The sequence below is a fragment of the Methanohalobium sp. genome, assembly GCF_018609725.1.
Classification (GTDB): domain Archaea; phylum Halobacteriota; class Methanosarcinia; order Methanosarcinales; family Methanosarcinaceae; genus Methanohalobium.
In genome coordinates, this window is the sequence record NZ_JAHENT010000051.1 from 1 (window position 1) to 14,310 (window position 14,310).

General features: G+C 36.4%; 13 protein-coding genes, 1 tRNA gene and 1 pseudogene. 8 read left to right on the forward strand and 7 right to left on the reverse strand.

Going from position 1 to position 14,310, the window contains the following annotated elements:
• The first annotated feature begins 95 nt into the window (after positions 1-95).
• Positions 96-749 carry a metal-dependent transcriptional regulator gene (locus QZ276_RS03130; protein WP_292485207.1) on the forward strand — a complete coding sequence of 218 codons (654 nt, stop codon included), beginning with the start codon at positions 96-98 and terminating at the stop codon, positions 747-749.
• 131 nt (positions 750-880) lie between these two features.
• Here the strand turns inward: QZ276_RS03130 and QZ276_RS03135 are convergent, their stop codons facing one another.
• Both QZ276_RS03135 and QZ276_RS03140 read right to left on the reverse strand, forming a co-directional pair.
• Complete coding sequence (locus QZ276_RS03135) at positions 881-1,471, reverse strand: hypothetical protein (RefSeq protein ID WP_292485208.1); 591 nt, start codon at positions 1,469-1,471, stop codon at positions 881-883.
• Between the two features lie 27 nt (positions 1,472-1,498).
• The gene (locus QZ276_RS03140) at positions 1,499-2,101 is read right to left on the reverse strand and encodes a nitroreductase (RefSeq protein WP_292485210.1); all 603 of its coding nucleotides are present in this window, start codon (positions 2,099-2,101) and stop codon (positions 1,499-1,501) included.
• A gap of 247 nt (positions 2,102-2,348) precedes the next feature.
• On the opposite strand from QZ276_RS03140, the gene QZ276_RS03145 reads away from it, so the two are divergent.
• The 3 genes from QZ276_RS03145 (at position 2,349) to QZ276_RS03155 (ending at position 4,086) form a co-directional block, all read left to right on the forward strand.
• Positions 2,349-3,107 carry a sulfite exporter TauE/SafE family protein gene (locus QZ276_RS03145; RefSeq protein WP_292485212.1) on the forward strand — a complete coding sequence of 253 codons (759 nt, stop codon included), beginning with the start codon at positions 2,349-2,351 and terminating at the stop codon, positions 3,105-3,107.
• Positions 3,108-3,178: 71 nt separating this feature from the next.
• Positions 3,179-3,278 (forward strand) — tRNA-Arg (locus QZ276_RS03150).
• 100 nt (positions 3,279-3,378) lie between these two features.
• Complete coding sequence (locus QZ276_RS03155) at positions 3,379-4,086, forward strand: matrixin family metalloprotease (protein WP_292485214.1); 708 nt, start codon at positions 3,379-3,381, stop codon at positions 4,084-4,086.
• A gap of 9 nt (positions 4,087-4,095) precedes the next feature.
• On the opposite strand, the gene pheT is transcribed toward QZ276_RS03155, so the two are convergent.
• Positions 4,096-5,718 (reverse strand): phenylalanine--tRNA ligase subunit beta, encoded by a 1,623-nt coding sequence (pheT, locus tag QZ276_RS03160; RefSeq protein ID WP_292485217.1) that lies wholly within the window; start codon positions 5,716-5,718, stop codon positions 4,096-4,098.
• 252 nt (positions 5,719-5,970) lie between these two features.
• Between pheT and QZ276_RS03165 the strand changes: the two genes are divergently transcribed.
• Genes QZ276_RS03165 through rnhB form a run of 3 tightly spaced genes read left to right on the forward strand, consistent with a single transcriptional unit; the run spans position 5,971 to position 10,985 of the window.
• The gene (locus QZ276_RS03165; RefSeq protein ID WP_292485219.1) at positions 5,971-8,049 is read left to right on the forward strand and encodes an ATPase, T2SS/T4P/T4SS family; all 2,079 of its coding nucleotides are present in this window, start codon (positions 5,971-5,973) and stop codon (positions 8,047-8,049) included.
• 21 nt (positions 8,050-8,070) lie between these two features.
• Positions 8,071-10,323, forward strand: a complete 2,253-nt coding sequence (locus tag QZ276_RS03170; RefSeq protein ID WP_292484160.1) for a type II secretion system F family protein — start codon at positions 8,071-8,073, stop codon at positions 10,321-10,323.
• Positions 10,324-10,343: 20 nt separating this feature from the next.
• A complete protein-coding gene (gene rnhB / locus QZ276_RS03175; protein WP_292485221.1) occupies positions 10,344-10,985 on the forward strand; it encodes a ribonuclease HII in 642 nt (213 codons plus the stop codon).
• 384 nt (positions 10,986-11,369) lie between these two features.
• Here the strand turns inward: rnhB and purQ are convergent, their stop codons facing one another.
• The 4 genes from purQ to QZ276_RS03195 all read right to left on the reverse strand — a co-directional run bounded on the left by purQ (position 11,370) and on the right by QZ276_RS03195 (position 13,496).
• Positions 11,370-12,068, reverse strand: coding sequence for a phosphoribosylformylglycinamidine synthase subunit PurQ (gene purQ / locus QZ276_RS03180; protein ID WP_292485223.1), 699 nt, complete (start codon positions 12,066-12,068; stop codon positions 11,370-11,372).
• Positions 12,068-12,316, reverse strand: a complete 249-nt coding sequence (purS, locus tag QZ276_RS03185) for a phosphoribosylformylglycinamidine synthase subunit PurS (protein ID WP_292485225.1) — start codon at positions 12,314-12,316, stop codon at positions 12,068-12,070. Before purS ends, purQ begins: the two co-directional genes overlap by 1 nt.
• An 81-nt stretch (positions 12,317-12,397) precedes the next feature.
• The gene (locus QZ276_RS03190) at positions 12,398-12,907 is read right to left on the reverse strand and encodes a shikimate kinase (protein WP_292485227.1); all 510 of its coding nucleotides are present in this window, start codon (positions 12,905-12,907) and stop codon (positions 12,398-12,400) included.
• 4 nt (positions 12,908-12,911) lie between these two features.
• Complete coding sequence (locus tag QZ276_RS03195; protein WP_292485228.1) at positions 12,912-13,496, reverse strand: CDP-alcohol phosphatidyltransferase family protein; 585 nt, start codon at positions 13,494-13,496, stop codon at positions 12,912-12,914.
• 248 nt (positions 13,497-13,744) lie between these two features.
• Here QZ276_RS03195 and QZ276_RS03200 point away from each other — a divergent pair.
• A pseudogene (locus QZ276_RS03200) lies at positions 13,745-14,310 on the forward strand (helix-turn-helix domain-containing protein); the annotation flags it as partial.

A 14,310-nucleotide genomic window follows, 5' to 3' on the forward strand; every position in this document is an offset into this window, starting at 1 on the left:
AAAACTGCACTCCTGCAACATGCAGAGGTGTCCGAATTGTGGTTATGAAATTGTTCCCGAAACAAAACTGATTAAAAAATTGCGAGGGCTGATAAATGGAAATAAGTGAAAATGCTGAAGAGATACTGGAAAAACTGTGGATTTGTTCACAGGAACATGGGCAAAGTTCTATAGAACTTGAATCATTGAACCTTGACAAAGAATCACCAGAGGTTCTGGAACTACTGGATATGGATAATATTGATTTAAATTCGGATTCAAAAATCGTGCTTAAACATGAGGGTTATTTCAACGCGAAAAATGTTGTGAGGCGTCATCGACTTGCTGAGAGGTTGCTTGTGGATGTACTGGATAAAAAGGAGGGTGTTCACAAATCAGCATGCGAATTCGAGCATATATTACATGACGGTGTCGATGACAAGGTTTGTGTACTGCTCGGACATCCAAGAAACTGCCCTCATGGAAACCCTATTCCAAAAGGTGAATGCTGTAAAAAGGATGAGAAAGAAGTAAGCAGCATTGTTAGACCGCTTTCTGCATTAAAACTGAATCAAAGGGGCAAAATCGCATACTTTGAGATTCAGGATAACGAGAAACTGCAGAAACTGATGTCGATGGGCATCCTTCCGGGAATGCCGGTAAATCTGGTACAGTCATATCCGTCCTATGTCTTCGACCTCGATCAGACCCGTTATGCTGTGGACAAGGAGATGGCGGATTATGTATTTGTAAGAGTGGACCATAATTAATTTCAATGAATCTACAGTTCAGCCATTTTGATGTTTATGGATTTCCAATTAATCCTGAAAACTATCAAAATGGCAGAAATATTTTTTATTCCAAAGCACTTTGAAAAATCTGTGTCCATTAAATATAATCTTTAATTAGATGGTATTTTTAAAGTTGTCTGTTTTTGAGCATGGTATTTGTATCCGAATAATTGGTTTTCTGTAAGAGTAGTGTTAACATTAACTGTAATATTTGCACTATCCTCAATTTTCCATGCAGGTTTTAATAAAAAGTGCAGAGTAACAGTTCCCTTTCCTTGAGGGCTCATATCAGGGATTTCAAGTCGGGTGTTAAAATTCTCTGTTTTTTCAAAATGTATTTTTGGGAACGGGAACCCATCAGGAGTTTTCAAAAATACATCACCGCGTTTTTCTATCCATGACCCTCTTCTTGGGTATTTGACTGTTAGATCCATGCTTTCTATAACAGTATTTTCACTGTGAGAGGCTGCAACCCTTAATGGTATTTCACCGGTTTTGTTGTTGTATCCCTGATGATACAGCATCGATATAGTCAGTATTCGCTTATTATTATCATAAAAAATTAGATGTTTTTCACCATCTTCTAAAACTTCTCTGGGTTCGCTTAATGTTTTTTTGGATATTGAGATTTCATAAATACCGATGGATGCAACTGCTATCAGTACGATTACAATTCCAATCGGTATTTTTCTGAATCTCATGTAATTACCTAAAAAATGGAATATTTTTTAACCTTTTTTCTTGTATATCCATGATACCATTGGTTCGCATCTGTCAATAGGAGATGGAGTGCTTTTTGGGTAGCCCAGTATTATCGGTGCCACTATCTTGAAATCATGCGGTATATCAAGGTCATCCAGTAGTTCAGGGCTCTGCTGTATAAAAGCACCTGCACCAATCCAGCAGCTACCCAGACCCAGCGAATGGGCTGCAAGCATCATGTTTTCCGCACAGAGAGCACAATCATAGTCAGCCAGTTTGTCATCCCTGTTGTGCATTACAATCACCAGAATTGGGGCATCATAGAATAGATTGAAATCCTTGTTTTTCATTTTTTCTTTCAGGTCTTTGGCCAGTTGTTCAGTACTGTCTTTGAGATGTTCCTGCACCATTGGTTTTATGTGGTCTGATATCTCCTTTATAATGTCTTTACCACTAATAACCACAAAGTTCCAGGGTTGCAGACCCAGTGCTGTGGGTGCATGGATACCAGCATCTATCACTTGGTTAACAATATCTTCAGAAACCTGTTTATCAAGATAATCCCTTACACTACGGCGTGATTTTATAGCTTCAATAACCGGATTTTCTTCATTATTTTCTTCGGCCATACAATAACCTCAAAACTTTCATTATATTTATACTCCCCTTTTAAATACTCTGATGCTGCGAATTTATAAATAATTGTTGAAAATGTCAATCAAGTGTTTTGCAATATTAACCTTCAACATTTATAATCGATAGATAAATCTAAAAGGTTGGAGTTGATTACGTTGAATTGTTGTGGGATAATTTTTTGGTAAATTTTCTGGGACAGTGTGTTTAAAAATTAGTGAATTAATACAACAGGGATAAATAATGGAGCCGTTTTTAATCGCTGTAATTGTTTTTTTCCTTGCAATATTGTTTTCTATTATTGGCACAGGCGGTTCCACAATCTATGTACCCCTTCTTTACTGGATAGGCATAGATTTGCATATTATTATTCCAACAGTACTACTGATAAACACGTTTGCTACAGGTTCAGCAACCATTTCTTACACTAAAAAAAGAATGGTGGATTTTAAAACTGCAATACCTTTAATATTAACATCAGTTGTAGGAGCACCAGTAGGAGCCTATTTTTCAAAAAGTACACCCCAGGATTTACTGATATTGATATTTGCTGTTTTTTTGTTGTTAATTGGAATTCATATGGTATTTACCAGTTATAGGATAGGACATTTAAAGTGTACTGGTAGAGGAACCAGAAAAAATGTGATTATTGGTCTGATATCGGGTTTTATGATAGGAATTGTTGCAGGTCTTCTGGGATTAAGTGGAGGGGTTTTTATAGTTCCATTGTTGGTATATCTTGGGTACAATATAAAAACCGCTTCTGCGACCTCTTTATTTATCATTGTGTTTACATCGATTTCCGGGTTTTTGGGACATATCGGTACAAATATTGGAAGTCTTGATGCTGGTTTATTGGTATATTCATCTTTAGCTGGCTTTCTCGGTGCACAGGTAGGTTCATATTTTATGATATACAGGTTGAAGTCAAAAACCATTAATCAGATGTTTGGTATCGTTCTCTGGGTTGTAGCCATTCGGCTTATTATTGGTTTCATCTGATTAATTTCTGAAAAAGGATTGTTTTAATGAAAAACTTTAATAATATTGTTGCAATTGTATGGGGCTGTAATGGGCTCGTAGGGTAGTCAGGACATCCTAATGGGCTTCGGTGCAACAATAAAGTTGCGAAGACACCCATTGACCCGTGTTCAAATCGCGGCGAGCCCGCCAGTTTTTTTTCTGTTATTCTTTACAGTTGTCAATTATTTAATCTCATTTTTAATCATAACTTTTTTATAAAAATCAATGGATGAAATATTTTCTGATATAAATGCTGCAAACTAATACTGTCCTTTTGCTGGGTATTGTTTCCCTTGTTTTAATGGCTTCTGGTGTATCTACAACAACACAAAATGAATATCCTGTAAAATATAGTAATCCATGGGATGAATCACCGATAACCGTCTATATTGACAATGAAAATGTTCCGTCAAATTACAAATCCACCTATTATGAACAGGTGAAAAAGTCTCTCGAATACTGGGAACAGGGTGGAAACGGGCATTTGGGTTTTACTCCTGAATTTAAACTGGTGGATTCAAAAAATCCCGACATCAGGATAGGATGGGTAAAACATCTGGATGATGAAAATATCAAAAAAAACACTGCAGTAGTGTCTAAACTTGATACTTCTGGAAAAAGTATATCAAAGTCTGAGATACGTTTAGAGGTGGGTTCATACAGGTACCGTATGTGGAACCAATACAGTGACCAGACAATGTTTACATTATCCAGACATGCATTAGGACGTTCTCTAGGTCTTGGATACAGTAATGATAAATTGGATATCATGCATCCACAGTACAAAAAGGACAGTGGTTTTAAATCACTACTTATGGATAAAAAAAATGACCTATTAAATATTGGCACCATTGCAGCAATTTTACTAAATTTTTCGCTAATATTAATGGTTGTATATAATCTTGTATCTTGGAACAACCTGAAAAAGAAAAAAGAAAGGATTGAAAAGTATCACTAAATATAATTTTTAGTAATCCATAATTTCCATTTCAAACCCTATAACAGGTTCACCCAATCCAAAGTTTGTAATTACTTGGGGGTAGATTTCTCCCATGACTCCAACTTTTTTCCCATTTACCAATATGTCAGCACGCCTACCCCCTATAAATGCAGGGTCATCAGACTCTTCTACTTCATATTCAACCATTCTCTCGCGCATGACAGCATCTACAATCTCTCTTATATCGGTAAAGTTTACTTCAGGGTGAATTGATACCGCAGCCAGATTTCTGTGAATTTTACTATTTATTACCACATCTCCAAACTCGAAGATGGATTGTGGGAGTTCCCTGTGCTGGTTCATGGAGAGTATTTCCATAAGGTTTGGAAGAATTGTAGTTCTAACTATTGTCTGGTCTTCACTTATGGGATGCATGACATAGGTTACATCATCTGTTATGTTACGGCACATATTATCAAAATGCACCCGCTCATTACTTAGAGTGAAAGACATGACTTCAGAATATCCGAGACCGGTCATGATTTCGCATATATTGTCACTGATAATCGACACTTCATGAGCGCTACCAAATGTGGCACTTTCAGGAAATACTGGTTGTATATTATCATACCCGTACCCAATAGCAATATCTTCAACAATATCATAATTGTGCAGAATATCGGCACGGTATGGGGGTACTTTGACCTCAATTGATTTATTATTCTTTATATCTGCACCATAACGCATTCTCTGGAGCTGCTTTAATATTTCATCCTGGGATAGTCCAGTTCCTATCAATGAATTGATTTCTGATACTTCAAGTTTACAGGATAAAGGTTCTAAATCAGGTAAGGTTTTTTCATTACCATCAGAATCTATAATTTTTACTGATTCAACACTTCCTCCACGATCTGCAAGTGCAGTAACCAGCACATTGAGGGCAACATATACCGACTCGCTCAGCCCGGTAACATCAATAAAAAGGTCTGTTGTATTCTCGGTTATCTGAGTGCGTTTGCTGTTTATTATGGGTGGAAACGAAAGAACGTTATCTTCAGCGTCAAGTATCATAGGGTATTTATCGAAACTTTCAAGAATATATGCAAACTTCATGCCCTTGGGATGTTTTTCAAGAATCTGGTTCATTGACATTGGTTCTGTGAAATCAAGCGGGATAAATTCTTTATCTGGGTCAGCAGCCATATATCTAAAAGGTGGGGTGATATTTGAGAGGTCGTGAACACCGATAGAAACCTTTTTCCTGTTGCGCCCAACTCCCCAGTGTAAATCTTCCTGTAAATCCATCAAAGATTTTATGGAATTCGCATTGAAATTGACATTTCTGATAACAGCACATGCAAGATAGGGGCGGATATGTTCAATGTCTTCATCTTTCTCAATTTCAATATTTGATGAATCCAATTTGTAATCCTGTAAACCGGTTTCTATGTTCAGAAAACCTCTCAAGGCACGAGCAGCACCTTCTACACTGTATAAATCAGGTCGGTCAGGGAAAAATTCGATATCTATATATTCATCTTCTATTCGTTCAATGTCTGCACCCATCATGGGGATTTGCTCAACTATGGTATCCCTGTCGACTGATGTAAGACTTTCAAGATCTTCATAATTCAGGGTTATTACTGGCATAAAAGGAGTCCTCTTTTAATTTTTAAAGTTATTGATAAGTTATAGAGCAACATACCCAACTTTGGATTTAATATTTTTGTTCTATTTTATACATCATTCAAAAAGATTTAAGTTCTACTACATAGTTTTATATTTTTCCAATAATATTTTATGTAATAATACAGTTATAACAATAATAATGATGTTATAAAAAACATTAACTTGTCTAAATTAATTATTACATTTTATTGAGTAGTTACTCTTTATGGTGAAATGATGGGTGACAAAAACGGTCCAGAATCACAACCTGATAATACTGATAATAACAAGGTTTATGATAGCCCGGTTAATTCTACAAACTCATCTGGTACACAGGTATCTGGTGAATCTGGGCCTAAGATATTTGCTCCTGAATATTCTGACAATACTGGTTCATCAGATTCAGATGATACAAATGATGAAAATTTTGATAAAGATGATTATATTCTGACACCTTCAGAAGATGTTGAAAGCACATCTCAATGGCTGTCTGATAAACACGAATCAGATAAAGAACATGATAAAAATCTTGGTATTTTGGCACCTGAATCAGGATTTGAAACAAATAAACAAAAATCAGATGAATCTGAGATAAAGGAAAATGAAAGTGAAGATAGTGATCAATCCGGGAAAAACCTGGTAAAAAGTATAATTCATGAAAAAAAATCCAAAAAACTAAGACCGGGTGCTGAAGACGCATCCTCAAAATCTGATGAATTTTTTGAAGAATCCGAACCAGAAGAATTAACGTTTTTTGATAAAGTAAGAAACCTTTTCAAACAAGAAACCTTTGAAATTGAAGCATATAACCCCGATGAGCATGGTCCGTTATCTGTTTTTAAAGGTGTAGAAGGCTATGAAGAAATTGATAGATATTGGGTAAATGAACCCTATGCGTTTGTTGTAATTCTTTTTAATCCTGAAATAAACGATTATCTTTACTATCTTGTAGAACCCGAACTGAGTGACTTTGAAACGACGTTTCTGACAGAAATTAAAGACCGGTTGCGTAATGCCTTACTGGTTGAAAATATTGAAAATAAAGATGATAAGGAAGCAGTACTGGATGAAAAAATACGTATTATCATTAAGGATTATGCTATTGATGTGACACCCCTGATGCTTGAAAAAATTTCCTACTATATAAAGCGTGATTTTGTCAGATACGGTAAAATTGACCCGCTGATGAATGATGATTATATAGAAGATATATCAGGTAACGGTCACAATATTCCGCTGTTTTTGTATCACAGGATATATCACAATATAGCCACAAACATTGCATTTACAGAAGATGAACTTGATTCTTTCATAATACGTCTTGCACAGAAATGCGGAAAGCATATATCACTGGCTGAGCCGATGGTTGATGCTTCAATGCCGGATGGTTCCAGAGTTCAGATGACTCTCAGTACTACAATAACTACACATGGGAGTACATTTACCATCCGTAAATTCAGTGAAGTACCGATAACTCCTATCGACCTTATTGATTGGGGTACTTTTTCTTCAGAACAGATGGCATATCTCTGGCTTTGTATTGAAAATAACAAAAGTCTCATTTATGCAGGGGGTACTGCTTCAGGTAAAACCTCATCTTTAAATGCAGTATCTCTCTTTGTCCCTGAAAAGGCGAAGGTAGTAACACTTGAAGATACCCGTGAAATCAAACTACCGCACACAAACTGGATTCCTGGGGTTACAAGGGACTCATTTACAGCTGATGAGCGTGGTGCTGTGGATATGTATGATTTATTAAGGGCGGCTCTTAGGCAGCGTCCTGAATATCTTATTGTGGGAGAGGTAAGAGGTAAAGAGGCGTTGACACTTTTCCAGGCAATGTCCACAGGACATACCACATTTTCTACCATGCATGCAGATTCTGTTCCTTCAGCAATCCATCGGCTTGAAAATCCGCCTATAAGTGTACCCAGAAACATGATACAGGCACTGGATATAATGACTATTCAGGCACAGACCTATGTCAGTGGCAAACGAGCAAGAAAGAACCTAAAAATTGTAGAAATTGTTGATATAGATCCCAATACCAGAAACTTAAGGACAAATGATATTTTTGTCTGGGATTCAGCAAGGGATACATTCCAGAGGACAGGCGAATCCCAATGCATCTATGAAATTCAGAGAAGAAGAGGTTGGAATGCTGCCCAGATAAATGAAGAACTCCATTACCGTGAAAAGATACTGGATTATATGGTAAACAATGATATCAGGGATTTCAAGGAAATATCAGAGATAATCAAGTCCTATCAGGCAACACCTGAAAAACTATTGCAAAAAATCGGTCTTAAATAATCCGTATTCTGGTGTGATAATTTGGATAGAAATACAGAAAACGATGAATTTCTGGATGAAGTAAATAATGATTCGGTTGTATCAGAATCAGATAACCAGAACCAGGAATTTTCAGATGATACAGAATCACCAGATACATCAGAATATGAAAAAAAGATGTCTTTTAAAAGTCTTAAAAATAAATTCCAATCCAAAAACCATCAGGATAATGGAAAAGGGTTATCTAACAAAATTTCGTCCAGAATAAACAACCTTGATCGTCAAGCTAGGTTGTTTTTGACCATTTTCAAAAAAATCCCCTTTGCTCTTTTAGGGGAGAAGATGAAAGAAAAAAAGAAAAAATATGCAAGACTACAGCTCCAGCTTAAACAGGCACGTATACCGACTTCATATGAAATGTATATTTCAAATGCCATTTTCTATTCGGTTGTTAGTGGTCTGACAGGGGCAATACTGGGTATTTTTACCGCATATATGCTTATTGTTGTAATAGGTTTGCCTGATAATCTTACTAACCTTACATTCGGTCCTTCAACCGCATGGTTGCTCAATTTTAAGGAAATATTTCTGTCACTGTTTATTGTTGTTTTTACAACAATAACGCTTGGTGGAATGACATATGCACTTTTTCTGGTCTATCCTGGATTTCAGGCGAGTGAACGTAAGCGGAGTATAGACAGTCATCTCCCCTATGCAGTAACATTTATGTATGCACTGAGCAAAGGCGGAATGAATATTATAAACGTTTTTGATTCATTGTCAAGGTCAAGTAATACCTATGGTGAAGCATCAAAAGAAGTCGAAACTATAATCAGAGAAATGGATTATTTTGGACACGATTTAAGAACTGCAATATCCAACGTCAGTGAAATGACACCATCTGATAGGTTCCAAGATCTCTTACACAACCTTTTGACCGTAATTGATAGTGGCGGAAGTATATCAAAATATTTCCAGGACAAATCTGATCAATATTTGAAAAAAGCAATTGATGACCAGAAGGGTTTTCTTGAAACACTCGGGTTACTGGCTGAATCCTATGTAACAGCATTCGTAGCAGGTCCTTTGTTTATAATTATCATGGGTATCATGATGACTGTCATGGGTTCTGGTTCTATATTGATGGTTTATGCGGTAATTTACGCGGTTCTTCCTATCGGTTCTGTGATGTTTGTAGTAATGATTAGTATAATGGCACCAGAGGATTTCGGAGAACCTGCCTACCTACAGACAAATGAAATCTTTGATCATGGAATTCCTGAAATACCATCCTATCTTGAGCCAGAATACGATGAAAATGGACAATTAATAAATGATACCAAAGAAAAAGTTGAGAAAAGACAGTGCTATGAAAATTTTGTCAAATCCAAACAGCAACTTAAATACAAAAATTTCCTCAAGAACCCATTAAAACCACTTTTTAATAACCCTCTTTTATCAGTGTCTATAACTTCTCCAGTTGCGATTATATTGCTTTTTATTTTTATTACCACAAATATGAATACATTTACTACAATGTCAGAAACTATCGATTTTCTTGATGACCGTCTTGTAATTGCGACATATATCATAATTGTTCCACTGGCTATATTTCATGAAACAAAATCTAAAAGGCAGAAAAAACTTGAAGGAAATTTCCCTGATTTTTTGAAAAAACTTGCCAGTACAGTTGAAACGGGTATGACCCTTCAGGATTCAATCAAGCTCATGGTAAAAACCGATAATGAAGGTCTTAGTGATGAAACAAGGAAAATTTGGAGGGACATCTCATGGGGTATGGAACTCAATGATGCACTGGTAAGATTTGCAAACCGTTTAAAAACTCAGGTTGTTTCACGTTCACTGACACTTATCACCAAAGCGAATGAATCAAGTGGTGATATTGGAGAAGTGCTCATGGTGGCAGCCAGAGATGCATCTTCTGAAGAAGAAATGAAGCGTGAGCGTTCCATGAACATGATGATTTATATTGTTATCATTTACATATCCTACATGGTTTTTGTTGGTGTCATCTATGTTATATCCACCACTTTTTTGACAGAAATGGCTGAAGCAGGCGAACAGATGACATCATCTGGTGCTCAGCAAATGGGTATGCTTGGAAGTTTTGACCTTGATAAATACACAAGAATTTTCAAACATTCAGCAGTAATACAGGGTTTGTGCTCGGGTCTCATGGCAGGTGTCATGGGTGAAGGCAGTGTTATGTCGGGGCTGAAACATTCAATTATAATGGTAACAATAGGATACTTTATATTTACATTATTTATCTAATACAGGATGTCGAGATTATAATGAAAGTTGCAGGTATCGATGAGGCTGGCAAGGGTCCTGTTATAGGCTCCATGTGTATTGCAGGTGTAGTGGTTGATGAAGCTAAAATTCATTCTCTAAAAAACCTTGGAGTGACCGATTCCAAAAAAATATCTCCCAAAAAACGGGAAGAACTTGCTCATAAAATCAAAAAATATGTAGATGATTATTTTATTTTTGAAATCACTCCCTCCCAGATAGATGAACTCAGGAATGTAATGAGCATGAATGATATCATGGTTCTTGGCTTTTCAAGGGTAGTGGAAAATTTAAACCCTGAACTGGTTTATGTGGATTCGGCTGATGTCAAACCCGAACGTTTTGCAGAAAAAATACGTAGCGAATATTCAAAAAGCAATAAAACCGCTTCTGAAAATATAGAAATCATTTCTGAACATGAGGCAGATGTTGTATATCCTGTGGTATCGGCGGCTTCAATAATTGCCAAGGTCAGGCGTGATGAGCTGGTAAACAATTTGAAAGAAGAATTTGGTGTCGATTTTGGCAGTGGTTATCCGTCCGACCCGAAAACGAAACAATTTCTTATAGACTGGGTTAAAAAATATGGTTCGCTACCGGATATAGTAAGGCATAGTTGGAAAACAGCACAAAAATTACGATAAACGGGGTGCAGGGGTAGAGAAAGCCCATGAGTTTACTCATGCTCTTTAAATCAGAACACTCTGAATTAGAAATTTAGAGTTAAACTTAAACTTGGTAAATTGAAAATTTACCAATATTTTTAAACTTCGTTTAAAGAGTGATGAAACAATCCCGTAGATGTTGGATCAAGCCCATAATGAATAGAATAATCTCTAGCATTAGATAAAATTATATAGTTTCAGAACGTATAATCAGTACCAAGCGAAAGGGTAAAGTAGATGGTTCGAAAAGAAGGACAGAACTACAGGAATCTAAAAATGAATTAATAGTATCAAATTGTCGGACAAGCTCTTCAGTCGTGGGAGAGCAGTCAGTGGACAGAAATGATGGTTAAAGAATAATGATTATTGGAGGGTTTGTATATAATCAACCATTGACTGGAAGATTTTTAAACCATCATCTGAACCCAATACTTTTTCAGACGCCCTTTCAGGATGCGGCATAAGTCCAATTACATTTCTGCTTGAGTTGATTATACCGGCAATATTTTCTTTTGAACCGTTTGGATTTGATTCATCATCTGCTGTACCATCCTCATCCACATATCTGAAAACTACTTGGTTGTTTTTGTTTAAATCAGATATTGCAGACTGGTCAGCATAGAAGTTTCCTTCCTTGTGGGCGATTGGTATCTGTATGACATCACCTTTTTCGAACCTTGAAGTAAACGGTGTATCTGTATTATCAACCCTTAGATGGGTCCATTTACAGAGGAATTTTGGATAACTGTTTGTGGCAAGTGCACCGTCCAGAAGACCGGATTCAGTAAGCACCTGAAATCCATTGCATATACCGATTACTGGTTTTCCCTCTGAAACCATCTTTCTTACAGAGTCCATTATTGGTGTTCTTGCCGCTATTGCACCTGCTCGCAGGTAATCACCGTATGAGAATCCTCCCGGAATTACAGCCCCATCAAAACAATCAAGGTTTTTATCTTTAAACCATACAAGTTCAGCATCTACATTCATGACATTTTTTAATACATGCAATACGTCACGGTCACAATTGGTACCACCGAACTGGATTATGGCAATTCTCATCAGGCTTCCCTCAAATCAATGGTATAGTTGTGGATGATCGGGTTTGCTATCAATTTCTGACACATCTCATCTACTTTCTGTCTTGCATCATCAAAAGATTCAGCATCAAGGTCGATTGTGAATTTTTTTGCAGTTTTCACATCATTAGTTTCGTATCCAAGATGACCGAGCGCTCTTTTGATGGTGTTGCCCTCTGGATCAAGCATCCCTGATTTAAGTTCAACAGTTACATCTGCAAGGTACTGCATTTTATAATCCTCTCTTATTTTTATATTCATTTATCAGGCAATTAAAAACATCTATTTGGTTTAAGGTTATTGGAACAGGTATTAACTGTTAAAACATAGTTTTATAATTTTGTTCACTGTTTCTGATACTCTGTTATGTTTGTTTAGTTTTACTGTAATATTAGCATATTTGTTGTACAGTTTTCGTCTTTCACGGAATAAATCCTCAAGACTTTTGTTTTTGATACCTACCATACCTCTGGTGGCGGAATTTGATAACCTTTTTCTTATAACATCAAACGATACATCAAGGAATACAATTGTTGAATGTTTATCCAAAAACTCCATCGCTGAATCGGAATAAACTATACTGCCACCGGGAGATATAATACATTCATCTTCTGCGTTTAACTGGAGTTCAAGCACGGTTTGTTCTTCCAGTTCCAGTAATGCATTGTCTCCATAGGTGTCTATTAATTCCTGCAAATTTTTATCGGATTTTTTTTCAACCAGTTTGTCAATATCGATGAATCTATATCCAAGTTTTTTTGCCATTGATTTTCCAATAGTGCTTTTGCCGGCACCAGCCATACCGATAATGGTTATATTCATTGTATCACAGTGTATTTCTGGCGTGTAAAAGTCTTTGTGCTACCGTAATATGGGTAATAATGACAATCACAGCAATGGCAGGTGCAAGCAAACCGACAAATGCACCGATGGTAAGAATAATCATCCTTTCTGGACGTTCAGCAATTCCAATGTTCATGTCTTTTCCACCGGCAGCTTCTGCACGTGCACGGGTATAGCTAACAATGTATGAACCTATCATTGCTACAACGCACCACAACCACAGTGGAATGTTTAATAGAACTGGGTCAGATATGCTCCCGATTATAACACCGTATATGATGCCTATAAATATTATAGCGTCTGCATACCTATCACAGACAGAATCCAGTAACCCACCAAATGGTGTCATCCAGCCATTCTCTCTTGCAACTGCGCCATCAAGAATATCAAAAAAACCGTTTAAAAGGATAAATATACCACCTATAAAGACTCTGCCGGTACCAAACATTACTGCTGCAATTATGCTTATACCGAGGCCGACCACGGTTAACAGATTTGGAGATAGTGGTAAGGATTTTGCGATGGGTTTAAATGAATTCCGGATTTTGTTTTTAAGATGATTTAGTATCGTGAATCCCTTCCTTAGTTTTTATTTATTGCTGGTTAAATTTGGATTATTGGAATTATATTAAAATATTTTTATCCATGATATACTGTATTTATAAAGATTGAAGGTAGAAAACCATTGTGTCTTTAGCATTGCATCAAATCGTAGATTTAATGCGAGTTTCATTTCTTTGAAATGAAACAAATGGATGAATACCGTCTAATCTATATTATAGCATATAAATAATGTTAAATCATAATTACTGTGATATGTTAAAAGCCTACAAGTACCGTATATATCCAAATCAAACTCAACAAGAGTTGATCGCAAAACATATAGAAGCTTGTAGGTTCATATATAACTGGGCTTTGGAGAACGAAATCAAATCTTATGAGCAAGACGGCAAAGCGATATCAGGATTTGAGTTGAACAAACAGATAAGAGTATTAAAAGATGAGTATGAATGGTTGAAAGAGATTAACTCACAATCACTACAGGGGGCTACTCTTAATCTGGAGAACGCTTTTACCAAGTTTTTCAGAGAAAAATCTGGTTTTCCAAAGTTTAAATCCAAGAAGAAAGAAGAAAGGTTCTAATAATTACAGGAAACTGAAACACCAGATAGCCAAATACCATGAGAAAATCAGCAATTAGAGAGAAGACTTCCAGCATAAGTTAAGTTCCAGATTGATAAGCGAGAACCAAGCTGTAGCACTGGAAAGTTAAAATGTAAAAGGACTGCTGAAAAATTATAATCTTGCACAGCATATAACTGATGCCTCTTGGAGTAGTTTTGTACAGAAATTAGAATATAAAGCAGAATGGTATGGTGAAA